Here is a 26226-nt window from a genome sequence, read left to right as displayed (position 1 = left end):
CAATTACATTGAAGTATGGAATGTTCTGGAAATAACATCATCCTGTTGTTCTTTAGTCAAATCAGCAAAGTATACGCAATAACCAGAAACACGGATCGTCAATGTTGGATATTGTTCTGGATGTTTTTGAGCATCGATCAATGTTTCACGCTTGAAGACATTGACATTAACGTGATGACCGTTATTCTTCATATAACCATCGATCATATTTACCAGTGTATCTTCTTGTTCATCTTCAACTTTACCAAGTGTTGTTGGTGTTACAGCAAATGTGTTAGAAATACCATCTGTTGCATACTTGTAAGGGATCTTAGCAACTGAAAGCAATGAAGCCAAAGCACCAGAAACATCAGCACCATATGCTGGGTTAGCACCTGGAACAAATGGTTCGCCTTGTTCACGTCCATTAGGAGTAGCACCTGTGTTTTTACCGTAAACAACGTTTGAAGTAATTGTTAAGGCAGAAGTTGACAATTCAGCATCTCTATACAAATGATGTGTGTTCATCTTCTCGTACATTGTCTTAACTAACCATGTAACGATCTCATCAGCACGATCATCATTATTACCATAACGTGGATATTCATTGTCAGCCTTAAAGTCAACTGTCAAACCATCTTCATTACGGATAGCTTTAACATGGCCATATTTGATAGCTGAGATCGAATCAGCAGCTACTGACAAGCCTGAAAGACCCGTAGCGAATGTGTAATCCAAATCAGTGTTCTTCAATGCCAACTGTGCGGATTCATAGTAATACTTGTCATGCATATAATGAATAACATTCAGTGCGTTAACATAGACGTCAGCCAACCAGTCCATCATCTTATCTAATTTGTCCATGAATTCATCATAATCAATATACTCTGAACTCATCTTCTTCAATTCAGGCCCAACTTGCAGACCAGTGATCTCGTCACGACCTTCATTCAAGGCATACAGAACCGTCTTGGCTAAGTTAGCACGAGCACCGAAGAATTGGACACCTGAGTCAACTGGTTGTGCAGAAACACAGCAAGCGATGCCGTAGTAATCTGTACCCCATTGTCTCTTCATCAAATCGTCATTTTCGTACTGAATAGTTGAACTCTCGATCGAAACACTTGAAGCATAACGTTTGAACGTCATAGGCAAATCGTCTGACCAAAGTAAAGTGATGTTTGGTTCAGGAGCAGCACCCATATTATGCAAAGTGTTCAAGAAACGATAAGCTGTCTTAGTTACGTGATGACGGCCATCTAATCCTGTACCAGCCAATGATAATGTTGCCCAGATAGGATCACCAGTGAACAATGAATTATATTCCGGTGTCCGCATGAAGAAGACCATCCGTAATTTCATAGTAAATTGGTCGATCAATTCTTGGGCATCTTTTTCTGTCAGGACACCACGTTCGATATCACGATTGATATAAATATCCATAAATGTATCAACACGGCCAATAGACATTGCAGCACCATTTTGTGTTTTGATAGCTGCCAAGTAACCAAAATAGACCCATTGAATAGCTTCTTGCGCATTAACGGCTGGCTTAGAAATATCATAGCCATATGATTCAGCCATTGTCTTCATGTCTTTCAAGGCACGGATCTGGTCAGAGATGTGCTCACGTTTGTCGATAACATCACTAGTCATTTCACCGTCACCAGTTAGATCCAAGTCATGCACCTTTTCTTCGATCAAACGATCAATACCATACAAAGCAACACGTGGGAAATCAGCAACGATCCGGCCACGTCCGTATGCATCAGGCAAACCAGTCAAGATCTTGTTATGGCGTGCCTTACGAATATCTTCGTCATAAGCATCAAAGACACCTTGGTTATGTGATTTCTGGATCTTGCTATAGAAGTATTCTACTTCTGGATCGAGTTTATAACCGTTAGTTTCCAAAGCATCTTTAGCCATACGAATACCGCCTTGTGGCATCAATGAACGTTTTAAAGGCTTGTCAGTTTGTAAACCAACAATTTTTTCTAAATCTTTATCAAGATAACCAGGAGCATGAGAAGTGATAGTGGAAACAACTTTAGTATCAGCATCTAAAACGCCAACTTTACGTTGTTTCATCTTTAATTCAGTTAATTCGTCATTTAACTTAGTAGTTGCGTCAGTCGGACCCTGCAGGAATGATTCATCACCATTATACTGGGCATAGTTTTTCTCAATGAAATCACGGATATCAATTTCCGATTGCCATTGACCTTTTTTGAATCCATCCCAAGCAGAAGATACTTTTTCTTCAACTTTGTTCATCATAATAAATAACCTCCCCAAATTTGAAAACGTTAGTTCAAACGCTTTCTTCCACTTTATAGTACAACACTTTGTGATTCATTTCAACATTAAATATCCTTGGTTTTTAATCACATTTCACAAAGAATTCAAGAAAAATATGGTGATTTTGTTTTTTGTGTTAGCGCATACAATCCTTTTTAAAAAGGAACTTATAAAATGAAAGTCTCTTGGATAACCTATAAAATTCAGTTATATAGTTCACAATATTTTGCAAAACATAAAATAAATTATCTAATTTGTTTCGTCTTTCACTATTTATATTAAAAAAAGAGCTGTATAATCCCAGCCCTAGTTTCATTAATTATCTAGTTTTTAGATCTCTGCGCGTACCGCAGTAAAAATAAAATTGCCTCTTGATAAGAACACGAACGCCTTTCCATCACTGTTTCAACCAATTTTTCAGTTGAGGCCTTAGCTGTTAATGACATGCAACATTCCTCCAATACCGAATTCAACGACGCTCAAACGTCCGTTCCGATTACTTAACACTTCCTTATTTTACCGCGCCAGATATGTAAATAAAAGTACGAATATTGTTCAAATATTTTACTTGACATGTTTTCTCTTAGGACAGCAAGTTATTGCTCGTCAAAAAAATTTTTGGATCATTCCCCTTACTCAATATTTTCTGTATAAAAGCAAAATATCTGCTACAAATTTAAGAGAAAATCTTGATTTACCAGTGAATATACTCTTAATGAATTTGTATATTTGAAAAATATAATTTCCTAAAACTTTAAAATTTTGCCTACGTTCCCTTTCAAATTCAGGCAAGCGCTAAAAAGCCAGCCAAACAACACGTTTAGCCGACTTTATTTTTTGATTTAAATTTTGATCAACTCACCTATTCGTATCTATCAGATGCCCCAAACATTATCTAAAACATTAGTCTGATCACGATCTGGGCCTACAGAAAAAGTTGAAATTTTTACGCCGACTAAATCTTGGACGCGATGCAAATATGCCCGAGCATTTTCCGGCAGATCTTCCAAAGTCTTGCATGAGGTGATGTCTTCGGTCCAACCAGGAAGTGTCTCATAAATTGGTTTGCAAGCTTTCAGGTCTTCCAAATTTGCTGGATAATGATAAATTTTTTCTCCATTCAAGTCATAAGATGTACAGATCTTCAATTCATCAAGACCAGTCAAAATGTCAAGACAATTCAAAGAAAGGTTGGTCAACCCTGATACTCGTTTGGCATGACGCATTACCACGCTATCAAACCACCCAATACGACGTGGACGCTTCGTAACCGTTCCGTACTCATGCCCAACCTCTCTGATATGATCACCAATTTCATCAAACAGTTCTGTTGGAAATGGTCCGTCACCGACTCTTGATGTATATGCTTTACATACACCCACCACCTTATTGATCTTAGAAGGGCCGACGCCACTGCCGATCGTTACACCGCCAGCGACAGGGTTGGACGAGGTTACAAACGGATAAGTCCCTTGATCAAGATCCAACATGACGCCTTGTGCACCTTCAAAAAGCACACGTTTGCCGGCATCTAACGCATCATTTAAAACAACTGAAGTATCAGTTACATAATCCTTGATACGTTGACCATATTCATAGTACTCGTCAAAGATTTGGTCAAAGTCAAGCAGTTGCCCGTCATAGTCATACATATTTTTAAACAAACGATTTTTTTCTTCCAAATTCACTTTTAGCTGAGCTGCAAAAATGTCTTTGTCCAGTAAGTCAGCAACACGGATCCCGATCCTCGCAGCCTTATCCATATAAGCAGGACCAATGCCATGAGCAGTAGTACCGATCTTATTATCTTTTTTAGATTTTTCCTGTAATTTATCTAAAACTATATGGTACGGCAAAATAACGTGAGCTCGGTCTGAAACTCGTAAATTATCAGTCGAGATCCCCTCATCATGCAAATAGTCAATTTCTTGCGTGAGAGACTTCGGATTTAAAACAACCCCATTGCCGATCACGCTAATTTTATCATGATAAAAGATACCCGACGGGATCAGACGCAACTTATATGTTTCCCCGTTAAACGCGATCGTATGTCCAGCGTTATCGCCGCCTTGATACCGTGCGATAACCTCAGCATCATGGCTAAGGAAGTCTGTGATCTTCCCTTTTCCTTCGTCGCCCCATTGGCTGCCAACTACTACTACTGATGACATTGCATTCACCTCATTAATTTAATTGTTGAGAATTTGACTTTGTGCTTTCAAACACACCTCGCTAATTGTAACAAAGCAGCTACGATCATTCAAGCTAAAACCGAATATTATTGCAAACGCAAAACATAAAAAGTTAAATTAACGAACTTTATCTGCAAATAATAGTCAAAAAAGACTGTACACAATTATTTTGTTAGGATTTTAATATCACCAAGGATCATAACGTCTAAAAGGCAACCAACTGCGTTCACGAGCTAGTTTTTCCATTTCCTTTAACGTCTTAAATGTCGCGTCATTAATAGTAACGCTGCCCTTAACTTTTAAAGAATACATCTCCAACACAACATCTTCGATGACTTTTTGTGGCGGGATCTGACGTTTATCTAACTTTTTTTGTGCTTGGCTAATAATTTCTTGTACTTTCGCACCACTAGCGGCATTTTCCACTTTAAAAATCGTCAACAACTGGTTGGCCCGGGCCGCGATAGCTTTATTAGATCTCATATAGTCATTCCATTCTTAAAGTATTTACCACTATTATCTCATTTACATTATTTTTGTCACTTACATTTCTGGTTAAATAATTATATAAGCAAAAAAGGAGGCGGAAATTTCCGTCTCCTTTTTAAAAGTTTGAGTCTACTACCTAAACTCACTTACTTTTATCAATAAAAATGTAATTCATACTTCTTTTTCTTTCGATCCAAAAATGGGAGCTTTCTGTGTAGATAAGGAATTAACCAGTAATCAAAACCGATTTTAAAACGATTGGCGCCTGCAAGTAAAATAATGATCTCTAACAGTAACAACAGAGGGTTAGTTGAGATCGAACCAGCTAACAAATAAACAAAATTAAGCGCTAAGCCAAAAAAGTTAGCAATCGTAGTCAACGTCCCTAAAATTAAACCGAGCCCGATCAATAACTCGCCATATTGAACTAGGAAATCAAATAATCCTATTTGAGGGCGGACTACTTCTTTTAAAAAAGAGGTAAACCAAGGATACGCAACTCTACCAAAATCATCTTGAACTGGATGATCGATCGCATGTACTATAAAAGATTTCGCTGAAAAATCTCCAGTAAATTTGCCTACTCCGGCGGCCAGCCATTCAACTCCTGCAAAAAGTCGGACAAGTGTTACTACTACTAAACCGCTTCTTGAATTTTTTAACCAGTTTCCCATAGAACCTACCTCCAATAAGCTTAGAATGGTTGGCCCACTTATTTCTGTGAACCTTAAAGTGAGCTATTTGCCTTATTGATCAACCGTGGATTAACTAATACTTCAGCTAGTATAACACACCCAATGTTGGCTAAAGCAAAGACTAAAAAGACGCCCGCTGTTCCTAAAATATCCAGTAAAATCGGGAATATTAAACTGATCACGAAATTAGTGATCCAAGTTGTTGCCGTACCAATTGAATTCATAGTTGCTTTAACACGTTGTGGGAAAAGCTCTGACAATAATAGCCAAGTCACTGGGCTCACGATCCCCTGCTGAATGGCTAAAAAGATCGCCAAAATAAGCAAAACTAAAATATTATTAATAGTTTGAGAGAATATATTGCTTCGCATGACCCAATTTAAAACAAACAATGTTACACCATTTGAGAGCAGACCTAATACCAACAAATGCTGATGATGAACTTCCCCCAGCAACTTGCTGCCAACTAAAATAGCGAGCGAAGAAACCAGGCCGATCAAAATATTACCGTATAATGAAGCCCCAGAACCTAAGCCTACTTTCTCCAAAATTACAGTCCCATAATACATGACCGTGTTGATACCAGATGCTTGTTGAATAAAACCAACAGTGACCCCTGCTATCAACAAATACAGCATATACTTATTTTTAAAAAAGTCACTCCAGCTGAAGGAATCTTCATTTTTAATTTCTTCTTTAGCCTCTGTGATAGCCTCACGGATATCCAATTTAGGAAAATGCAACCTTCTAAACGTTTTGACAGCCTTATTTCGCCCTTCGTTGAGGATCTGCCAAAAGGGGCTCTTAGGTAATTCAAATGAAAAGATCCACAACAAGATCGCAGGTAAAGCAGCAACAGCCATCATTACCCGCCAAATAGAATGCCAGTCTCCCCAAACCGAGCCTAGGATAGCATTTACAGTAAATGCCGTCAACTGACCCAAAACGATTGCGATCGCATTTTTGTTAACATTCTGTGCTTTCAACCTATCTGGTGAAATTTCATTTAAATACAACGGTGACAAACTAGAAGCAACTCCGACCGACAAACCTAAAATAAAACGAGAACCAATCAACATCCATGGACTCACTGACAATGCACAGGCTACTGTCGCAAAAGTAAAAACTATTGCGACCCACTGTAGTAATCTTTTTCGCCCAACGTGATTGGCTAAGTAACTGTTTGACATAGCACCAAAAGTACAACCCAATACTAGGGAACTAGATACTAAACCTTGAACCGAAGAAGATAAGTTCAGTTGGTCTGGTCGACTCAAAAAAGACAAAGCCCCATTAATAACACCAGTGTCATATCCAAACAAAAAGCCACCCAAGGCAATAATATAAGATGTATACCTTATAAACGAATTACCCGCTCGTGCAGCTCTACCATTTTCTTTCAATTTTTCTCTCCCTTTCTTCGATCTTATGAAAAAAAGACACCTCTACCCACTTATAACAAGTGAGCACAAGGAATCTAAACTATCATTTATTAACTTTTAGAATAAAACAGCTTAATATATTTAAAATAATTTCTTTATACTGAAGTGTCAAGTAAAAGCCATTTATAGATATATGCCAGTTAACTAAATCCAAGGATACAAGTAAAACCCCCGATTATCAACTCTAAAAGGTTTATAACCGAGGGCTTAACTGAAACACGGATTCATATAATATAACAAGATCAAATATCCAATGAATTACCACCGATTTGACCATTGGTTAATTGACCGCATGAACGATATTCTTTTATAATGCCCAATTTTTTAAAAATAGTCTGTTTATAAGCGATTTCTGCATTCCATTCTACTGTTTCCAAAACCTCTGTGGCAGCGTGTAGATCAGTATCAGTAATTAAAACACCGTGGCTGTCCAATAAGAAAATATTTTCTTTAGCCTTATCTCCCAATTTTTTCAACTCATTATAAACGACATCAGCTAGCTCCTGAGAACATGCTTCTCTGTATGGTAAACATTTTATTCTTCCCAACGGAACATTTACCGATGTTACTTCCGTTAAATTAGGCATATCCACTCCAAGAGTTGCCCAGAACATGCAATTAGAAGCATGTGAATGGTATACAACTCTAATATCGGGGTTTGCTTTATAAGCTTCTTCGTGCATATTAATTTCTCTAGTCAGTCTTCCTTCACCAACAATTTTTTTACCAGTTTCGAGATCGACGACCAATATCTTCGAAAGACTCATTTTCGCGTACCAAGCTTCAGACATAAATGTTGGAGTCATCAAAAGATAATCGTGACCTTTTTCGTACGCCTGTCCGTCATAAGAAAATGATTCATCAGGTGTAACTCTTAAAGAAATATTTCCACCAGCTACATTAGTCATTTTACGATCAAACATTTCAAGAGCAACATCGGCAACGTCTTGACGTTCGGTTTCAAACGGTAAACGCTCCTTTGTGATATTTTGTCCCATCATGATTTTTAGTTCTCCTTCCTTTTTAGGTACTGGTCTCGTTTTTCTTTCGCAAGCCTATATTTTTCTTTTCTTTTCCTATTATAATCAGCAAAAATCACTGGATCTCCATATTTAGCTATATATAATCCAAAGGCGATTGTCGCAATACAACCTGGGATATTCTGTGTAAAAATAGCTAAAATCGTTAACACAACATTAATAAACAGTGCAAGTGACCACCATACCTTTGAGCTTATATTTTCCTGCGATTGCTTGCTTTTCATATTACATTACTCCCTCCCATTTCTACTATAATCACTAAAATCCATTCCATTTATTGCATCTACATCATTAACTTCACTACTTTTCTTTTTTCTTTTCTTCACATTACTAAAATCTAAGCCATCAATATCAGACACCTGTCTCTCAATCTTCGTTTCATTAGTTGGTCCATTACCTTTATTAGAAACATCATTATCACTATCACTTACTGTTCCAGCACCCGCCAATGCATACCTTTTACTTGGGATAAGAATTTTATTTTGATCAACGTATAGCCATACAAAAAGCAAAATCCAAATAACAGCTCCTGCTATTGCCCACCATTTCCCAGTAAAAAGCTGAGCAAATAACAAGCGAAAATCTGGTCCTTCAAACGTCGACCATGAAAGTTGTTGACCAGGTTTAACATTCACAGCTCCTGTTGACTTAGCTAAATTAGTAATTACTGGCGCGAAGTACGTTGCTCCATACAAGAAAATTGGGGTAGTTATAATTCCTAGTGTTAACATCCTCCATAGGTTGGCACCAGTCAATAACAGTGCTGCAACTACAAATGAAAGGTTAATAATACCTGCAAATGGCAATACTGTATTTCCTGGTAAAATCATAGCTAATATCAGCATTACGGGAACAAGGATAATCACTGTTACCCATAACTCATTTCGTCCAGCAAGTATTGGCCAATCCAAACCAATATAAACCTGCCGTCCTTTAAAATGACTTTTCATCATTTTATTCATAGCATCAGCAATCGGATTTAAGGCTTCCATAAAAAGTTTTGAGATCATTGGAAACATAGTCATAGCTGCAGCAGCTTCAATAGCCAGCTGAAGCGAACCGGATATTGAGTATCCTGCCCCAAAACCAAGCAAAAGTCCTATAATGGCCCCCATTACAGAATTATCAGCAAAAATACCGATTTTTTTCTGAATTGCGTTTGCATCTGCAGGCTTGTTCATAATTGGAATAAAATCTAACAATTTATTCAAAGGCATCAATAGAACGGCAAATAAGGAGATAAAATGTGGTACGGTTACCCCCGGAATACCAGTCATATCTTCAATATGCCTTTGCCACATATCTCCCGCTTTCAGCTCCAAAACAATTTGAAGACCAGCCACTATGAAACCGTAGAGCGAATTATGAGTAAAGTATAATACAACTACATAAGTGAAAATTTTGTTCCAAACGTTCCACATATCAACATTTAATGTTTTTGTCCAATTCAAAGTCAACATGATAAAGTTGATAATTAAAAGCAGCGGAAAAAACAAAAAAGCTGTTTTATACGACCATGTGATAGCAGCCACACCTGGCCAGCCTTGATCAATCGCATTTAAGCTCAAATTCATTAACTTAGACATAGACTTAGCCGCCGGAGAAATAGCGTCTGTCATATAATTAACAACCAATGTCATCCCACTAAAAGCAACACCCAAAGTCAATGCAGCCTTTACTGCTTTGCTAAGCTTCAATCTGGCCAGAATAGAAATTAAAAACATAATTAATGGCACAAACACAGCAGCACCAAGATCTAAAACGTAGTTAACAACCGTTCTTAAAACATCCATAGTATGCTCCTCCTTTTAAGAAGCGTCTTTTAAGCTCATAAGAGCATTAACTAAGTCCAAGTATGTTTTATCTCCCTTAGACCCAGTCAATATGTCTACTCCATTGACATCCGGAATACCTTCTTTATCACAAATTTCCTGAATTTCAGGCGTAGGTTTAGCAAGCCAAACATAAACATCGTAATTGGCAAGAACTCCTGACAATTGCTTAAAATCAGTTGCCTCAACCTCCACACCACTTACAGAATGCTCCTCAAGAAAATTCTTAATTGAACCAACAACCGTTTCACTAGTTGCGATTCCACTACCACATGCAACGACAATCTTTAGCATTTTGATCTTCTCCTAAAAGTTATTAATTAAATAATCATACATATCAGCAGAATTGTTCATTTTTTTAAAGTCCATGACAAATTCTTGATCATTCATTAACTGCATAAATCTTTGTAACAATTTTACTTGTAAGTCCTGTGTTTCCTTAACAATTCCTAAGAAGAAAAAGTTTTTTGTTTTTTCTTCTTCATTAGTCCCCATCTGTTGAACTTTAATAGTATCTTTAGTTTGAACAACTGCAATAAATGGCTTATTAACATTTTCAGGGTTTGCGTGTGGTAATGAAATCGGTAGATATTGTGTAATAACTCCTGTAGGAAATTCGTCTTCTCGTTTAATCAAAGCTTCTGAAAAACTGTCTTTGACAAAACCTAGTACTTCTAATTTTTCAGACACCTTTTCATATAAATCATTTCGATCCGATGCATTTACGTCAAGAAAAATCAGTTCTTTATCAAACAAATTACTATAGTCACTCACAAATCCCACTCCTTTCGTTCACAAAAAGGAACATTTATGAACTTTACATTTTTTAAAAGCTAGCTTTTATCCACATTATAAAGCGCTTCCTTTACCGTTACAACGATTTTATTCTCTAAAATACAAATAGATAATTTTAAATGATAAATGTTCATAAATATTCATCGATTAAAACCATTTAATTAATAGTTTGACAATGCACTCTCAGTTAGTTATATATGTTAAGTAAAGGTATACTTGTTAGTAATATCTATAAGACACAGATCTTTCTTGAACAAAATTCATTAAAATTAAGCTAAATGTACAACCAATAAAATACATTTAAGCGCTTTACAAAAGATAGAAAGAAGGTCTTTGATTTGAATTTAACTAAAGAAGAACGCTTAAAAAAAATGTTAATTGTCCTTTCAAAGCATAAGAAAATTAGCACAACAAATCTCCAATCAATAATGGGCGTTAGTACGTCTACTTTAAGAAGAGATCTGCTTAAATTAGAAATGACTAATTCAATACGCAGGACCCACGGTTATGTCAGTCTCTTAGAATATTCTAATGTAGAAATGGCTTATGCAAGTAGAAGCAGTAAAAATGAATCTATTAAAAACAGAATTTGCAAAAGAGCAATAGGTTTAATATCTAATGATCAGGCTATTTTTCTGGACGGGTCTTCAACATTAGAATATTTACCAAAATATTTTTCAAATAAGTCTAATATTCACGTTATTACAAATAATATTAATATTGCTTCAGAAATTAACCAACTGAAAAATGTTGAATTATCTGTTCTTGGTGGCGAGTTATTGTATCGTTCAAAATCTATTTTAGGACCCCGTGCAATAGAAGACTTAACAAAAAATTACCGCCCAAATATTGCTTTCATATCGTGTAATTCTCTAGATTCACAAGGTATTTATATGGCAAACGAAGATCAAAACTTTCTGAAAAAAACCGTAATGAGATGTTCCGAAAAAACTATATTATTAGTAGATCATTCAAAATTTAACCAAAGGGACTACATTTTATTAGATAACTTTAATCCCAAACATATAGGAACCATTGTTACAGATCAAATACCGCCTCAGGCTATAATGAACACCATTAAAAGAAATAATATCCAACTAATGATTGCTGATTAAATTATCTTTTTTTACTATTATTTCAAACCACAAAATCGTTCTTTTGTTTCCAACACTTTTTTCAGCTATAACAAAAAAGTCCTGAGAATTAGATTTAAATCGAATGAATTGTAAACCCGGATCTCAAGGACTAATATTTATATGTTTTATTCTGTTCTCTACTCCTAAGTTAGTTTATATATATAAGCCGTAATAAACTAACTCAAAGAATGTTCAATAAAAAAGTCAAGGTAACTACACTTAACAAAGTACTCATTAACGTGCAAGTCGAAACTAAGTCCGGCTCAGTATTAAATTGAATTGCATACATATTTGTATTCGCAGCACTAGGCATTGCTGCCATAATAACAATTACATCTGTAAGTGTTTGATTTAGTGCAAACATTAAACAAACTACATATGCAAAAAGAGGTGAAATAAGTAATCTAAAGATCATGACCAAACTAACACTAAACCAGGAAACTTTTTCAACTGAGACGTCTGCTAACTGCATTCCTAAGATTATCATAATTAGAGGGATTGTAATATTACCGATCATTCCAACACTTTTCATTAAGTTTTGTGGAAGTAATATATGGTAATGGTTCAACACTAATGCTGGGACAATAACATAATTCATTGGCTGTTTCAAAACTGCTACAAAACCTTCTTTAACTTCCTCTGAACCATTTTTTTAGACGAAGCAGCTATAAATACACCAACCGTGCCCATTAATATATTGTGAAAAACCATTATCGCCATAGCATATGGTACACTCTTTTGACCAAATGCAAAAATTATTATTGGCACACCATAATTACCGCTATTTGGGAAAACTGTCGAAAGTAAAAAGGCACTTAGCTTACCTTTGTCATAATGAAAGATTTTACTTACCACAATACCAATCACAACCATAGCGACCATAATTAGTAGGGATGTGATTATAACGTAAAAAAAGTTACTATCTAGATTTGTTTTATAAAAAGTCTGGAAAACTAGAAACGGTAATAATAAATATATCGCCACTGTAGATAAAGGCTTAATATTTAAAGGAGAAATTTTTTGAAAAAAGTATCCTACCAAAAATATCAATAAAACCGGGAACATAACTTGATTAAATATAACCATAATATCCTCTTTCGATTAATAATATAAAAAATTTTCCCCGACTGTCGCATAAAGACACTCTCTTTAATAACTAAGTAAAATTAGAAGCACGAAAATAAAAAACTAACTTACCTAATCATTATAATCAACAATATCATAGCATTCCAAAGCATCATATTTTTCTTTGTTCAATGAAGATTTACTTCCTATCACCTTAGCAGGTGAACCGGCAAGAATAACGTCATTCCCAAATGACTTAGTGACAGTTGAATTAGCACCAACGATTACATTATCACCTAGAGTAATCCCCGGCAAAACTACAGAACTAGCTCCTAACCAAACATTATCACCAATTGTCACTGGAGCTCCACAGCCCACATATTTCCCGCGTGAATCTGAATCAAGCGGATGATCTGCTGAATATATTTGTGCCTTAGGTGCCATAAAACAATGGTCTCCAATTGTTACCGGTGCTATATCAAGGATCACACAATCATAATTACATAAAAAATTATCTCCAACGTGAATATTATAACCAAAATCACAACGGAAATTCGGCTGTACGTACGGTTTTTGCCCGACAGAACCAAAAAGTTTTCGAATAATTGTGTCTTTTTCTTGCGTTTTCTGATCATCAAGTTCATTTAGCTTTTTACACAGTCTCCTAGCATGGGTCTCATCTTCTGCTAATTCAGAATCCATAATGTAGTATGGCTCTCCGGCTAAAAATTTTTCTTTTTCTGTTTTCATGCATCATCCACCTCGTATTTTAAAAAAATCTATTAAATAAGGTGGTTTACGCAAACTATTTGCCGTAAACCACCCCTTTATCTCAAATTCTAAATCTTACTTGTTGCAGGCAAGAAGTCTGGGTTTGCCGTAACACCAAAAGACTCTGCTAACCGACTCAATTGGCTATCTGTAATTTCTTGCTTCATTTCTCCACCTTGAGCACAAATTTGAGAATAAATAGTCGCTGCTTTTTCAACAGTTTCGATCAGACCAAAAGCTTCATCAAGACTGTCACCAGTTCCAAAAATCCCGTGGTGTGGCCAGATGACTGTCCTAAAATCTGACATTTTTTTTGACGTCGCTTTACCAATTTCAGTTGTCCCCGGAGTCATATAAGGTATAATTCCTATTCCTTCAGGAAAAACCACCAATGACTCCGCTTGCATTTTCCATAATAAGCGAGTTAAATTACGTTCATTCAATTCTTGAGTAAATGATAAAGCAATTACATTTGTTGGGTGACAGTGCATTACAACTCGATGTTTTGCATCAACCTTTAAACGTTCAATATGAGACATTAAGTGACTAGGAAATTCCGAAGTTGGCTTGGCGCCGTCTTCATACCCCCACAAAAGATCAGCATGTTTCCCATCATTGGTGATCTTCACTAATCCCAAATCTAAATTCGGTTGTGAAACAACATTCCTAAAATAACGTCCCGTAGCCGTAACTAAAAAATAATTACCAATCAACTCTGTTGCGTCAAAACCCAAGTCAAACGTTTCTTTTACTTTTGAAATATCATCAAAATTTGCAACATCTGCTTCAGCTAGCCGTAAAGAAACATTTCCTCCATTACGTTCATCCCAACCATGTTGATAGGATGCCTGTGTAACCCCACAAACCTCTTTTACAAATTTTGAATCCCCAAAACTAACCATGTTATGCTCCTCCTAGATTTTTATAGATGTCCATTTTATTTAACCTAAATAATCTACAATTTTTTAACTACGTTTAAATTGGACATCTTTTTCATACTTGCGAATATCATCCAGCCAATCCGTACCTACAGGAACATTATTTCTTAAACAAAATTCATCCCAAACTGCACCAAATGGATATGACTTAAGTTCTTCAGTCACAGCCAAACGCTTGGTAAAGTCGTAATGCAATTCGGCCTCCTTCAAATCATCAATCGGCGTAAGCATAGCTTGTAATAAGGCCTTTTGCGTTGCCCGTGCACCAACGATCCATGCAGATGTTCTATTAATAGTCGCATCAAAGAAATCTAGACCAATATTAGTTTTATCTAACAAATTATCTCTTACAAGCGAGCGTGTAATTCGTTGTAAAGCTTCATCAAAAATAACAACGTGGTCACTATCCCAACGAACTGGACGAGAAACGTGCAGCATCAAGCCTTTACCTCCGAATGGTAAAAAGGCTGTAAATTTATCAGACACATCTTCAGTTGGATGGAAATGGCCAGCATCGATAGTCCACAATTTATCACGTGTCAAAGCATAATTGTCATAAAATTCATGTGAACCAACCGTGTATGATTCAACACCCGTTCCAAACAATTTCCCTTCAAAAGCCTCAATAGTGTTTTCTTCATCATAACTACCATCATGGATAATTTCATCTAAGGCATCAATCATGCGTAAACGTGGTGTCAATTTATCAATCGGATTATCTTTAAACCCATCGGGCATCCAGAAGTTATTGATCGATTGTTGTCCTAATTCTTTACCAAAATAATTAGAAATTGCACGGGATTGTTTCCCTACACGAACCCAAAAATCGCGAATTTCTTTTTCCGGACTAGCAAGCGTAAAGTTTTGCTTGAGCTTTGAATGAGAAAAGAAAGTAGGATTCATATCCAACCCAATTCCTTCTTTTTTAGCCCAATCTACCCAATAACTAAAATCTTCTGGCCCAATTTCATCAAAGTCTTTCTTTTTATCTGTCACAGCATAAAGAGTGTGCAAAGCAACTTTATGGCTACCCGGGATTAACGAAAATGCTTCATGAAGATCATCTGTTAATTCATCTGGTGTTCGAGCAATTCCTGGATAGTCTCCACTAACACCGATTCCACCAGTTAGTTCTTGCTCAGGATTAACAAAACCATTAATGTCGTCTCCTTGCCAACAATGAACAGAAAGCTTAACTTTCTTTAATTGGTCCATTGCTTTTTCCGTATCAACTCCTAATTCAGCATAACGTTTTTTAGCTACTTTATAAGCACTTTCTACTACTTCAGATTTAACCATAATAAAACCTCTCCTTTTGAAAATTAATCTAAATGAAATACCTCATGTAAATCCGTTGTAACGGGGCTCTGATCTGGATTGGTATCCATAATCGACTCCATGTAAGCCCACCACTTTTTACATGCCTCTGATTCAGAAATCTGATTGTATTTTTCCACGTCGTCTACTTCCAAATATGCAAACAGATTTCCAGTACTTTTATCTAAATAAATAGAATAATTGTGCGCTCCTGCCTCTTTCAATGCTTGCCGCATCTCTGGAAACAAATTATTATGACGCCTTTCATATTCATCATATTGATCAGAATAAACATGCATCAGTTGTCCCATTCTAACTGTCAAATAAAATCGCCTCCTTAAATTTCAGCTGTCTTTTCTTTATTTAAAAATTCTTGGTACTCAAATAATTTGTCATGGTAAGACTCTTTTTCAGGTATATATTTTTTCAACGGAAACGAATCAGCAATAATTCTTCTTGCCAGATAAACATTTAATATACTACCTTGTGAAATCATCTGAACAATAATATTACCAATAGCAGTTGCTTCCGATGGTCCTGCATAAACTTCAACGTTAGCTACTGTAGCGGTCAATTGATTCATAAGCGCAACATTTGAACCACCACCAACAATATTCAAAGTATCTATCTTGTATCCCAAAATTTCACCTAATGTTTTAAGCTCACTCGCATAATATAAAGACAAATTAGAATACACTGCCATTGCGATCTCACCAGGAGTCTGTGGAACGACCTGCGAAGTTTCTAGGCAGTATCCTTGCAATTCTTGAATCATATTTGTTGGATTTTGGAAGCGATCATCATTAACATCAATAAACTGCTGGAACGGTTTCTCCTTACCGGCTAAATCTGCTAATTCTGCGAAACTATATTTATTGCCAAGTTCTTCCTTAACATTTTGAATAATCCATAACCCCATAATATTTTTCAAGAAGCGGTAAGTCCCGTATGCTCCCCACTCATTAGTATAATTATGCTTAAAGGCTAAACTTCCATTCTCAGGGACATTAAGTTCCGTACCAATTAAAGACCAAGTCCCCGAACTTAAGTAAGCCCATCTCTGTCCAATACCCGGCGTACCTACAACAGCTGATGCGGTATCATGTGTGGCTACAGTTACAACTTTTGTTTTTGGCAAATCATACTTTTCATACCACTTATCAGCTATTATTCCTAGAGTTGTACCTGGATCAATTAATTTTGGAAATTGTTTCTGCTTGACATTGATTTTCTCTAACAAATGTTCATCAAATAATCCCTCGCGTAAACTCAACATTTGTGTTGTTGAAGCATTGGTTACTTCCGTTACAGCTTTTCCAGTTAGGACATAACCAATATAATCAGGGATCATCAATATTTTGTCAGTTTTTGCTAGCAACTCCTGATCTTCTTCGAAAAGTTGATATAAAGTATTGAAATCCAAAAACTGAATTCCTGTCTTTTTATAGATATATTCTTTTGGTAATTCAGAAGTTAATTTTTTAATAGAATCTTTCGTCCTTGCATCACGGTAAGAAACAGGATCTGTTAGCCGAGCTCCATTTTTACCAATCAAAACGTAATCTACTGCCCATGTATCTATGCCAAGTATTACTTCTTCATAACCCGACCTTTTAATTTTTTCCAAACCGATAAATATTTCTTGTAAAATATGATCAATATCCCAGCAATCCTGACCATTTTTTTTAGAGAAGCCGTTTTTAAAACGGTGCATCTCTTGTAATTTAAGTTTGCCATCAACTAAATGACCTAGCATTAATCTCCCGCTAGAGGCTCCAATATCAACTGCCACATATGTTTTAGGCATATTTTTCAACTCCTAAACTTAATTATTAGTTGTTATCTTGTCATCTTTTTCTATATCTTGACCTAACGAATCAACTTTATTTACCTTTGTAGTACCATAGCGTTCTTCAGTTATTTGATCCAATGATTTTCCTCGCGTTTTTGGTGTCCAAATAGTTCCGATTAACAAAGAAACAACTAACAAACCAATCATCGCTAGACCAGCCGCCTGGAATCCCATACCCGAAAGAATCATTGGAAAAATCATGGACCAAATCCCCGCTGTACCTCTAACAACAAAGAACATTATTCCCTGTGAGCCTGCACGATATTTAGTTGGAAACAACTCAACGGCCCACAAAGCGTACCATGCCTGTGCTCCAATGCCTGCAGAAAGGCCCCATATAACAACAAAAGAAATTAATGCTGTCCAGCCAAATCCTATGAAAGTTAAAATAACCCATGAAAGAACTGCCATGAAAGCCCCAACAAAGAAAAAGTTTTTATGATCTATTTTGTCTCCATACAGGGCAAAACCAAAGTGGCCTGATAAAGCTGTACAAGCCCAAAGCAAAGCCTGCATCATATTAGCTTGTAAGTTGCTCAAGCCGCCAACCGTTTCATAAACATATGGCATGAAAAATCCCATTGCTCCCGAGACCAAATTCCAAAATACATAAACGCCACAAAGAAACAAAACACTTTTAACTGAAACACTGCTAGAAAACAACTCTTTGTACGGATGTGGTTTAATACCAGACTCTTTCTCAGTTTCTTTTTGTCTTAACCAATCTTTTGATTCTGGTAACTTACGCTGTAACGACCAGGCGATAAAGGCAATTACCGTTAAACAAATAAATAGGATCCGGTTACCTAGCAATCCAAGCGGGGCTAAAATTGTCGCCAAAATGAAGATAAATACTGGCCCCATTGACCAAGAAAATTGAGAGATGCCAATGTCATGTGCGCGGTTATTTCCATCAGAAGTTTCACCTATATAAGTCCAAGAAGCCGGAACCCCTGCTCCAACAGCCATCCCTGTAATTAAAAAGCCCATCAATAACATCGGAAAATTCATTGAAAAAACAATAGTTAATGTTCCAACCATATAAATTAACATATCGTAGGTATAAATCATTTTGCGACCAAATTTATCTGATAAATGTCCACCAATAACCGCTCCAAGTGCTGATCCAAAAGCATTAGCACTTAAAGCTCCTAAAAGGCCCACTGCAAAACTACTCAAACCAAATTCCCTTTGCCACAAAGTTAAGCCAGCAGCTCCCGCAACAATAGAACCTGAATCCAAAAAATTAGTTAAGGAAACTGCCCATGTAGAAGAATGCGAATTTTTTGCCATAACTAGATAAACTCCTCAAAATGTTTTTTGCTTTGTAATCGATTACTTGTTACACCTATTATTATCAGTTTGTTGTTAAGCAGTATCAATAACAAGTTGCAACACTTTTAGTATCATTTAACAACTTTTGTTCTAGCGCTTACATGCGTATTTAATTTTATTTTATTAATAATTTCACATTGATAGTAAAGAAAATAATAGAAAAATATCTCTTATTTGGCTCAAATAACTGCGTTATAGAAAACATTTGTAAAAATGAGTTTTCAATCCAAAATGGTGTGGCTTTTAGCAAATTAAATTTTTCACTATTTTTATATTGCTTATTTATATATATAGTGGCATAATCATCGTTGAACAATATTTTTGAAGGGTGTGTTTAAAATGAAAATCAAAGCAGCTGTAGTTAAAGAAATGGGAGCCCCATTTGAAATCAAGGATGACATTGAATTACACAAAGTTGGTCCAACAGATCTGCAGATTCACATGATAGCTAGTGGTATCTGCCATTCAGATGAAGCAATCCGCAAGGGAGATGCATCAGTAGGGTATCCTGCAATTCTGGGGCATGAGGGAGCTGGTATTGTTGAAAAAATTGGTTCTGAAGTTAAAAATTTTGCTGTAGGTGACCATGTCATTTTGTCTTTTTATGCAGATGGTATTTGTGATAATTGTCTCCGTGGTGTTCCAACACAATGCCGTAATTATAGTGACTATAATCTCTCTGGCGTTCGGGCAGATGGAGAGGACCAATTTCAGGAGGATGGGAATCATGTCTCTAACATGTTTAACCAGTCCTCATTCACAACCACAACCGTAGTGGATCAACGTAATGCTGTTAAAATCGATAAAAACTTAGACCTAAGAAAAATCGGTCCTTTAGGATGCGGATATGTCACAGGAAGCGGGACAGTTTTTAACACGCTACAACCGAAGCCTGGAGATACTATTGCCGTCTTTGGCACTGGAGCTGTTGGTTTAGCTTCTATGATGGCTGGCCGAATTTCTGGTTGCACTAAAGTAATTGCTGTTGATATTGTTCCAGACCGTCTCAAATTAGCTAAAGAATTAGGAGCAACACACACAATCAATAGCAGAGAAGAAGATGCTGTTGAAGGTATCAGAAGATTAACCAACGGTTACGGAGTTAACTGGACTATTGACACAACTGGTCTCTCAAATGTGATCATGGACAGTATTACTTCTTTAGCCCAAGGGGGAACGTGTGCTGCAATTGCAGTAACACCACATTCGGTCGAGTTTTCAACTTGGAATGACCTGTGTGTTGATGATAAAAAAGTAGTCGGCGTCAATATGGGCGATTCCATTCCACAAATTGATATCCCGCGTTTATTGGAATTTTATAAATTAGGTTGCTTTGACTTTGATAAAACAGAGAAGTTTTACGATTTCGATGAAATTAACCAAGCTAATGCCGACTCTGTTTCTGGTAAAACTATCAAACCTGTTTTGATAATTGATAAGGATTATCAACCTGGAGAATAACTTTTATTACACATGGCAATACAAAGATGACTTCAAACAAGAAATTAATGTTGTTTGAGGTCTTTTATACTATAATCAAGTGTAAGAAGTGTAAGGGAGGAGAAGATCTCGTTGGAGCCAATTATTTTTAACAAATTATGTGAAATGAATGAACTCGAAAAAAAGCAATCTTTTGACCATAAATTTGTAAATGACATACCTAATAAAGCAATTGATAAAGAGTCAAAATTTGCAACCATTCCTTCTTTAAGTAACAATTACTTTTTCAAATATCATTCAGTATACATTAGTAAACATAATAGGTTTGCACCTTACCCTAAACATTCACACAAATTTTTAGAATTAAACTATATGTTATCAGGAAGTTGTCACCAAACTGTAAATAACGAAAACATCACCTTAAATGAAGGTGACATCTTAATGATGAATGCCGGCTGCTCGCATTCAATCAGCACTTTAGGACAAAAAGACATTTTAATAAATTTGTTATTTCGAGATCAAAATATTACTTTTGGTTTACTAAACGATATACACCGCAACAATAGTCTGACTTACAACTTTTTAACAAACATTTCTTTAGGGCAAAAAACTAAAAGTAACTATATTATCTTCCCAGAAAACAGAGATATCAGAAAGACAATGGATTCAATCATTGAAGAATATTTCTTGGAAGAACCATTTTCAGATTCTATTATCGAATCATATTTCGACATCCTCATATCAAAAATATTAAGACATCACCCTATGCCTACCGTAAGGATTCGAAATGAACAGCAACAGTTAGTGTTTAAATGTTTAAAACAAATTGACAAACATTATAAAACCATAACTCTAGAAGACATGGCTCGAACCTTTGGCTATAATAAAGAATATCTTGGTAACCTAATCAGAAGATATACAAATAGTAATTTTTCCGAATTAAAAACAAAACAACGTTTAATTCAAGCAAATAATCTGGTGATGTCTAGTACGCTTCCGATTAACAAAATAATAGATGAAGTTGGCATCAAAAATAAAAATTTCTTTTATAAAAAATACTATGACTTCTATGGTATCTCTCCATCAAAAAGAAGGAAAGATATTATAAACCGCCATCATCAAATTTAGCAGTTGTTAGTGCGTTTATCGTTAAGCCATCATTTTAGCTCATGGATTAACAAAGATACCAAAATAGCAGTGCACAAAAATGATCTTAAACCTATATAACCCCAAGGCTCAAGACCACACTTCCTAGACTAGCCAGTTGCTGTTGCCTACCCCAAAAAACTACTAGCAATCCTACTTTTTATAGAGCCTACAGTTTTCTTATTTTTCTTTATTTCTGGAATTTTCAAATTTCTCTGCAATGCTGAAGCAGTATCGACGCCATTTCGACACTGCTTTTTTATCTGTTCAACCACAACTTTTTGTTCACTGATTCCTCCCCCAATAGCAATTTTTTGAAGACCTATAATACTGTCGTTTTTTGTTTATAATCTAGACTTTTTCGATTTTAATGAAAATGAAATTATTACAAACTAGCACCACGCATGTTCATTATATTTTTTAAATGCTACATTATTGTCAAATAGATGCGAAAAGATCTCCAACCCCTAGTCGTATGTTATTATCATTTTAGAAACAATTAAATTTTACAGCTAAATAAAGGAGCACAATATCATGCTAATTAAAAACGTGCATATCAATAATCAGCGGCAAGCACAAGACATTCGCATAACGGACGGAAGATTTAGCCAAATAGCAGCGGAACTGACATCCAATGCCGAAGAAAAGATAATCGATGGGCAAGGAAATGTCTTATTACCACCCTTTGTCGATTCACATATCCACTTAGATACTACCTTAACTGCCGGAGAACCAGAATGGAATGAAAGCGGAACTTTATTTGATGGGATCCGCATCTGGTCCGAGCGTAAAAAATCATTGACTGCTGAAGATGTCAAAGAACGTGCCAAAAAAACGATCTTAAAGCAAATCAAAAATGGTGTTCAATATGTTCGCAGTCATGTCGATACGACCGATCCTCATTTGATCGCACTCCAAGCTTTATTGGAATTGAAAGATGAACTAAAAGACATCGTTGACCTACAACTAGTAGCTTTTCCGCAAGAAGGGATCTTATCCTATCCAAATGGTAAAGAACTTCTAGAACAAGCTGTCAAAGAAGGCGCAGATGCTGTCGGAGGTGTACCACATTACGAATTTAATCAACAATATGGCGCCGATTCCGTCAAATATTTGATCTCACTAGCTGAGAAATATGACAAACTAGTTGACGTGCATTGTGATGAGATCGATGATCCTAATTCTCGTAACCTGGAGGTCTTAGCCACACAAGCATATGAAACGGGGCTAATAGATCGTGTAACGGCCAGCCATACAACCGCAATGGGATCGTACAATGATGCTTATACTTATAAATTATTCCGCTTATTAGGCATGGCACAATTAAATTTCGTTTCCAATCCGCTCGTGAATATGCATTTGGGCGGCAGATTCGACACTTATCCAAAGCGACGTGGTTTGACCCGGATCAAAGAATTAAACGAAGCCGGGATCAACGTTTCATTTGGCGAGGATGACGTTGCAGATCCTTGGAACCCGCTTGGATGCGGAAATATGTTGGATCCTTTAAGTATGGGCGTTTATGCCGGTCAACTAATGGGCTATCAACAACTACAAGACTCATTTAACTTTGTAACTTATAATGGTGCAAAAACTTTACACATTTCTGCTGACTATGGGATAGAAGTTGGTAAACAGGCAAACTGTATCATCTTAGATGGCGATAACTTCTACGAAATATTAAACGAACATCGAAACGTTCTGTTCAACATTCGCCATGGTAAGGTCTTAGTCGAAACAAAGCCGGCAGAAACAAAGATCAACTTTTGATCATAATTAAATTAAAATAACAGCACACTCGATCCTTTCCATATACTCCGAAAAGTAGCAAGGAAATTATTGAGGTGCTGTTATTTTTTGATTTAAACAGAAAATTTACTGTTCTTTTTCAGTAATATTTTTACCAAAATACTTATTAGAAAGTTTCTTCAAAGTGCCATCTTTTCTAAGAGACTGGATGGCCTTATTAAATTGTTTCCTAGTTTTAGGGCTCTTCTTGTTGAACATGGCTTTGATCTCAACCGGTTTTTCTTCATTGGACATATCCTTAAACTTCAAGCCTTTGGTTGAATTATTTTTCTTATAGGAATACCAAGCCTCAGCAGAATTGATCGTACCATCTACCCGACCGTTTCTGATCAAAGAAAGTGTTGCAGAGAAATCGCCAGAGTCAACGGTATCGGCCTTATACTTCTTAGCTACACGCTCATTGTTAGTCCCTGTACCTTCAGCAAATTTTTTACCTGAAATATCTTTTAAACTTGAAAGTGAACTTTTTTCAGGAGTGATCAAAGCAAAGCGTGAATAAATATAAGGTATGGAAAAATCATATGCTTTCTTACGCTCAGGAGTTTCAGAAATGTTATTGATCACAACATCGTATTTTTGTGAGCCAAGGCCTGCGATAAGTGAATCCCATTTGCCGGGAACAAATTTAGCCTTAACCCCCATTTCCTTAGCAAGTGCTCGCCCCATTTCTACCTCAAAGCCTGTTAACTTACCATTCTTACGGTAAGAATAGGGCGCATAAGTCCCTTCTAGTCCGATCGTCAAATTCCCATCATTTTTTAGTTCTGACTTGAATGAACTTTCTTTATTTGACGAGCCGCTTTTACTGCTGCAGGCGGCCAAAGTAACCGTCAAAACAACAATTGCTAACGAAAATAATACTTTTTGTAACTTTTTCATTTTATAAAGTTCCCCTTCTGTGTAATTTAATAGCTAATTATTTGCCGTACCCTCATCAATATCAGCAAATGTCATCGATGAAATAAAATCATGGATCCTAGTATTTTCTTGTTCCTCATTAAAGAATTTATTTGTAGGTCCGTCAAAAATGATACGACCATTTTCAACAAACACGACTTTTGTCGCGATTTGACGCGCAAAAAACAAGTTATGTGTCACTATGATCAATGATTGCTTCTCATTTGCCAGATCTGCCAAAACCTTTAAAACTTCAGCTTCGAGTTCTGGATCCAAAGCTGAAGTCGGTTCATCAAGCAAAATATATTCGGGATGCATCGCCAAAGACCGAGCGATCGCAACACGTTGTGCCTGTCCACCAGACAACTGGTCCGGGTAAAAGTCGGATTTTTCCTTTAAACCAACCTTATCTAACAAATCATAAGCTTCTTTAGTTTCCTCATTCTTATCTCGTTTCAAAACCTGGACTGGTCCTTCGGTCACGTTTTGTAAAACAGACTTATGAGGAAATAAGTTATACCCTTGAAATACCATCCCTGTTTTTTTGCGCACATCCAAAACTTGTTTAGGGGAGATTTTTTTCGAAAAGTCGATCTCCATATCTGCCAATTGATAAATACCACTTTCAGGCCGCTCTAATAAATTCAATGAACGTAATAATGTCGACTTTCCTGATCCAGATGGCCCAACAATGACCGTTGTCGCTTTTTCAGGCAATTCCACATTGATATCCTGTAAAACGTGATTTGTCCCAAACGACTTATTAAGTTCTTGTAATTTCACTTGCTCACTCCCCTTCCGTTTGATTTAAATGCTGATTAGTTTTCTTTTCAAGATAGCCCTGCCCAAACGTCAAAATTGAACAGAAAATTGCATAAACCAATGCGACTAATGTATACATGATCAAGGGTTGATAATTCTGAGCAGCAATTTGTTGACTAACTTCAAACATTTCAACGATCGTGATCGAAGCAGCTAACGATGTGTCTTTGACTAAACTAATAAAACTATTTGCCAAAGGTGGTACTGAGATCCGGAAAGCTTGGGGCAAAACTATCCGACGTAAGGTCTGCCCCCGGGTCATTCCAATCGATGAGGCCGCTTCCCACTGACCATTAGGCACTGAAGAGATCGAAGCTCGAATAGTCTCTGAAGCGTACGCTCCGGTATTCAACGAAAAAGTAATGATCCCCGCAATAAACGGACTAAACTTGACCCCATTTTCAAGTAAACCTGGGATCCTCAAATATGGTAAACCAAAATAAACGATAAATAATTGCACTAATAAGGGGGTTGACCGGAAGAGCCATACATAAAAGCGAAAGATCCCCTTAACGATCGCAAAAGCCCCACCACGATGTGATATCCTAACTAGCGCAGTTACCAATGCAAGTATCAAGCCGATCGCAAATGATATCAAGGCCAGCGGAATAGTAAACTTAATTCCCGCTGACAATATCTGGGGAAGTGAACTAATGACAATATCCCACATATATAATTTCTCCTAACGTTTTCAGATTTTATGGTGATCTCACAATAATTAATTTAGCTATTCCAATGACAAATAAGGAACATTTCACCGGTAACGAACAGCTATCTAATATCAAAATTGCCATTTCTTATACTTCTATAACAAAGATGAATGGTTACCTTTAGTTAGTATATCACTCAATACAAATGAATGAAAAAATATGCTATTTTAATTAGAAATTATGTTTTGTGTCTGCTTTGTTATGAAATGCACGCCAACTAATA

The 26226-nt window shown here is 36.4% G+C and carries 25 protein-coding genes; 4 read left to right on the top strand and 21 right to left on the bottom strand.

From position 1 onward, the window contains the following. Positions 1-3: 3 nt before the first annotated feature. The 10 genes from pflB to AC3XNE_RS04730 form a co-directional block, all read right to left on the bottom strand. Positions 4-2256: a formate C-acetyltransferase gene (gene pflB / locus AC3XNE_RS04775; protein ID WP_489833372.1), complete on the bottom strand. Its 2253-nt coding sequence runs from the start codon at positions 2254-2256 to the stop codon at positions 4-6. A gap of 899 nt (positions 2257-3155) precedes the next feature. Next, positions 3156-4451 (bottom strand): adenylosuccinate synthase, encoded by a 1296-nt coding sequence (locus AC3XNE_RS04770; RefSeq protein WP_489833167.1) that lies wholly within the window; start codon positions 4449-4451, stop codon positions 3156-3158. Positions 4452-4658: 207 nt separating this feature from the next. Beyond that, positions 4659-4955: a hypothetical protein gene (locus AC3XNE_RS04765; protein WP_489833166.1), complete on the bottom strand. Its 297-nt coding sequence runs from the start codon at positions 4953-4955 to the stop codon at positions 4659-4661. A 161-nt stretch (positions 4956-5116) separates the two neighbouring features. Beyond that, complete coding sequence (locus tag AC3XNE_RS04760; protein WP_489833165.1) at positions 5117-5635, bottom strand: DoxX family membrane protein; 519 nt, start codon at positions 5633-5635, stop codon at positions 5117-5119. 53 nt (positions 5636-5688) lie between these two features. Then, positions 5689-7059: a sugar porter family MFS transporter gene (locus AC3XNE_RS04755; protein WP_489833164.1), complete on the bottom strand. Its 1371-nt coding sequence runs from the start codon at positions 7057-7059 to the stop codon at positions 5689-5691. Between the two features lie 281 nt (positions 7060-7340). Then, positions 7341-8099: a class II aldolase/adducin family protein gene (locus AC3XNE_RS04750; protein WP_489833163.1), complete on the bottom strand. Its 759-nt coding sequence runs from the start codon at positions 8097-8099 to the stop codon at positions 7341-7343. A gap of 5 nt (positions 8100-8104) precedes the next feature. Beyond that, positions 8105-8362, bottom strand: coding sequence for a hypothetical protein (locus tag AC3XNE_RS04745; RefSeq protein WP_489833162.1), 258 nt, complete (start codon positions 8360-8362; stop codon positions 8105-8107). Positions 8363-8368: 6 nt separating this feature from the next. Next, positions 8369-9931: a PTS galactitol transporter subunit IIC gene (locus tag AC3XNE_RS04740; protein WP_489833161.1), complete on the bottom strand. Its 1563-nt coding sequence runs from the start codon at positions 9929-9931 to the stop codon at positions 8369-8371. Positions 9932-9946: 15 nt separating this feature from the next. Then, a complete protein-coding gene (locus tag AC3XNE_RS04735) occupies positions 9947-10264 on the bottom strand; it encodes a PTS sugar transporter subunit IIB (RefSeq protein ID WP_489833160.1) in 318 nt (105 codons plus the stop codon). Positions 10265-10276: 12 nt separating this feature from the next. Continuing rightward, complete coding sequence (locus tag AC3XNE_RS04730) at positions 10277-10744, bottom strand: PTS sugar transporter subunit IIA (RefSeq protein ID WP_489833159.1); 468 nt, start codon at positions 10742-10744, stop codon at positions 10277-10279. Between the two features lie 359 nt (positions 10745-11103). Between AC3XNE_RS04730 and AC3XNE_RS04725 the strand changes: the two genes are divergently transcribed. Next, on the top strand, positions 11104-11880 hold the full coding sequence (locus AC3XNE_RS04725) for a DeoR/GlpR family DNA-binding transcription regulator (RefSeq protein WP_489833158.1): 777 nt from the start codon (positions 11104-11106) through the stop codon (positions 11878-11880). Positions 11881-12082: 202 nt separating this feature from the next. Here the strand turns inward: AC3XNE_RS04725 and AC3XNE_RS04720 are convergent, their stop codons facing one another. From AC3XNE_RS04720 to AC3XNE_RS04685, 8 genes are all read right to left on the bottom strand, one after another. Continuing rightward, complete coding sequence (locus tag AC3XNE_RS04720; RefSeq protein WP_489833157.1) at positions 12083-12499, bottom strand: AEC family transporter; 417 nt, start codon at positions 12497-12499, stop codon at positions 12083-12085. 17 nt (positions 12500-12516) lie between these two features. Then, a complete protein-coding gene (locus tag AC3XNE_RS04715; RefSeq protein ID WP_489833156.1) occupies positions 12517-12987 on the bottom strand; it encodes an AEC family transporter in 471 nt (156 codons plus the stop codon). A gap of 111 nt (positions 12988-13098) precedes the next feature. After that, positions 13099-13716 (bottom strand): sugar O-acetyltransferase, encoded by a 618-nt coding sequence (locus AC3XNE_RS04710; protein WP_489833155.1) that lies wholly within the window; start codon positions 13714-13716, stop codon positions 13099-13101. An 89-nt stretch (positions 13717-13805) separates the two neighbouring features. Next, positions 13806-14639 (bottom strand): rhamnulose-1-phosphate aldolase, encoded by an 834-nt coding sequence (gene rhaD / locus AC3XNE_RS04705; RefSeq protein ID WP_489833154.1) that lies wholly within the window; start codon positions 14637-14639, stop codon positions 13806-13808. Between the two features lie 63 nt (positions 14640-14702). After that, positions 14703-15974: an L-rhamnose isomerase gene (locus AC3XNE_RS04700; RefSeq protein ID WP_489833153.1), complete on the bottom strand. Its 1272-nt coding sequence runs from the start codon at positions 15972-15974 to the stop codon at positions 14703-14705. 23 nt (positions 15975-15997) lie between these two features. Then, positions 15998-16315 carry an L-rhamnose mutarotase gene (gene rhaM, locus AC3XNE_RS04695; RefSeq protein WP_489833152.1) on the bottom strand — a complete coding sequence of 106 codons (318 nt, stop codon included), beginning with the start codon at positions 16313-16315 and terminating at the stop codon, positions 15998-16000. 14 nt (positions 16316-16329) lie between these two features. Then, entirely contained in the window at positions 16330-17799 is a 1470-nt protein-coding gene (gene rhaB, locus AC3XNE_RS04690) for a rhamnulokinase (protein WP_489833151.1), read from the bottom strand. Positions 17800-17817: 18 nt separating this feature from the next. Next, entirely contained in the window at positions 17818-19137 is a 1320-nt protein-coding gene (locus AC3XNE_RS04685) for an MFS transporter (RefSeq protein ID WP_489833150.1), read from the bottom strand. A gap of 381 nt (positions 19138-19518) precedes the next feature. Here AC3XNE_RS04685 and AC3XNE_RS04680 point away from each other — a divergent pair, with 381 nt between their 5' ends. From AC3XNE_RS04680 to codA, 3 genes are all read left to right on the top strand, one after another. Beyond that, positions 19519-20640 carry an NAD(P)-dependent alcohol dehydrogenase gene (locus AC3XNE_RS04680; protein WP_489833149.1) on the top strand — a complete coding sequence of 374 codons (1122 nt, stop codon included), beginning with the start codon at positions 19519-19521 and terminating at the stop codon, positions 20638-20640. 111 nt (positions 20641-20751) lie between these two features. Further along, positions 20752-21747, top strand: a complete 996-nt coding sequence (locus AC3XNE_RS04675; protein ID WP_489833148.1) for an AraC family transcriptional regulator — start codon at positions 20752-20754, stop codon at positions 21745-21747. 552 nt (positions 21748-22299) lie between these two features. Next, positions 22300-23535, top strand: a complete 1236-nt coding sequence (gene codA, locus AC3XNE_RS04670) for a cytosine deaminase (protein ID WP_489833147.1) — start codon at positions 22300-22302, stop codon at positions 23533-23535. 105 nt (positions 23536-23640) lie between these two features. On the opposite strand, the gene AC3XNE_RS04665 is transcribed toward codA, so the two are convergent. Genes AC3XNE_RS04665 through AC3XNE_RS04655 form a run of 3 tightly spaced genes read right to left on the bottom strand, consistent with a single transcriptional unit; the run spans position 23641 to position 25963 of the window. Next, a complete protein-coding gene (locus tag AC3XNE_RS04665; protein ID WP_489833146.1) occupies positions 23641-24453 on the bottom strand; it encodes a transporter substrate-binding domain-containing protein in 813 nt (270 codons plus the stop codon). Positions 24454-24486: 33 nt separating this feature from the next. Then, entirely contained in the window at positions 24487-25254 is a 768-nt protein-coding gene (locus tag AC3XNE_RS04660) for an amino acid ABC transporter ATP-binding protein (RefSeq protein WP_489833145.1), read from the bottom strand. Positions 25255-25258: 4 nt separating this feature from the next. Then, a complete protein-coding gene (locus tag AC3XNE_RS04655; protein ID WP_489833144.1) occupies positions 25259-25963 on the bottom strand; it encodes an amino acid ABC transporter permease in 705 nt (234 codons plus the stop codon). Positions 25964-26226 lie beyond the last annotated feature (263 nt).

The organism is Ligilactobacillus sp. JN-6 (Y).1, from assembly GCF_058111525.1.
The sequence above is the reverse complement of the archived record's forward strand: the minus strand, read 5'-3'. Positions and strand labels throughout refer to the sequence as shown.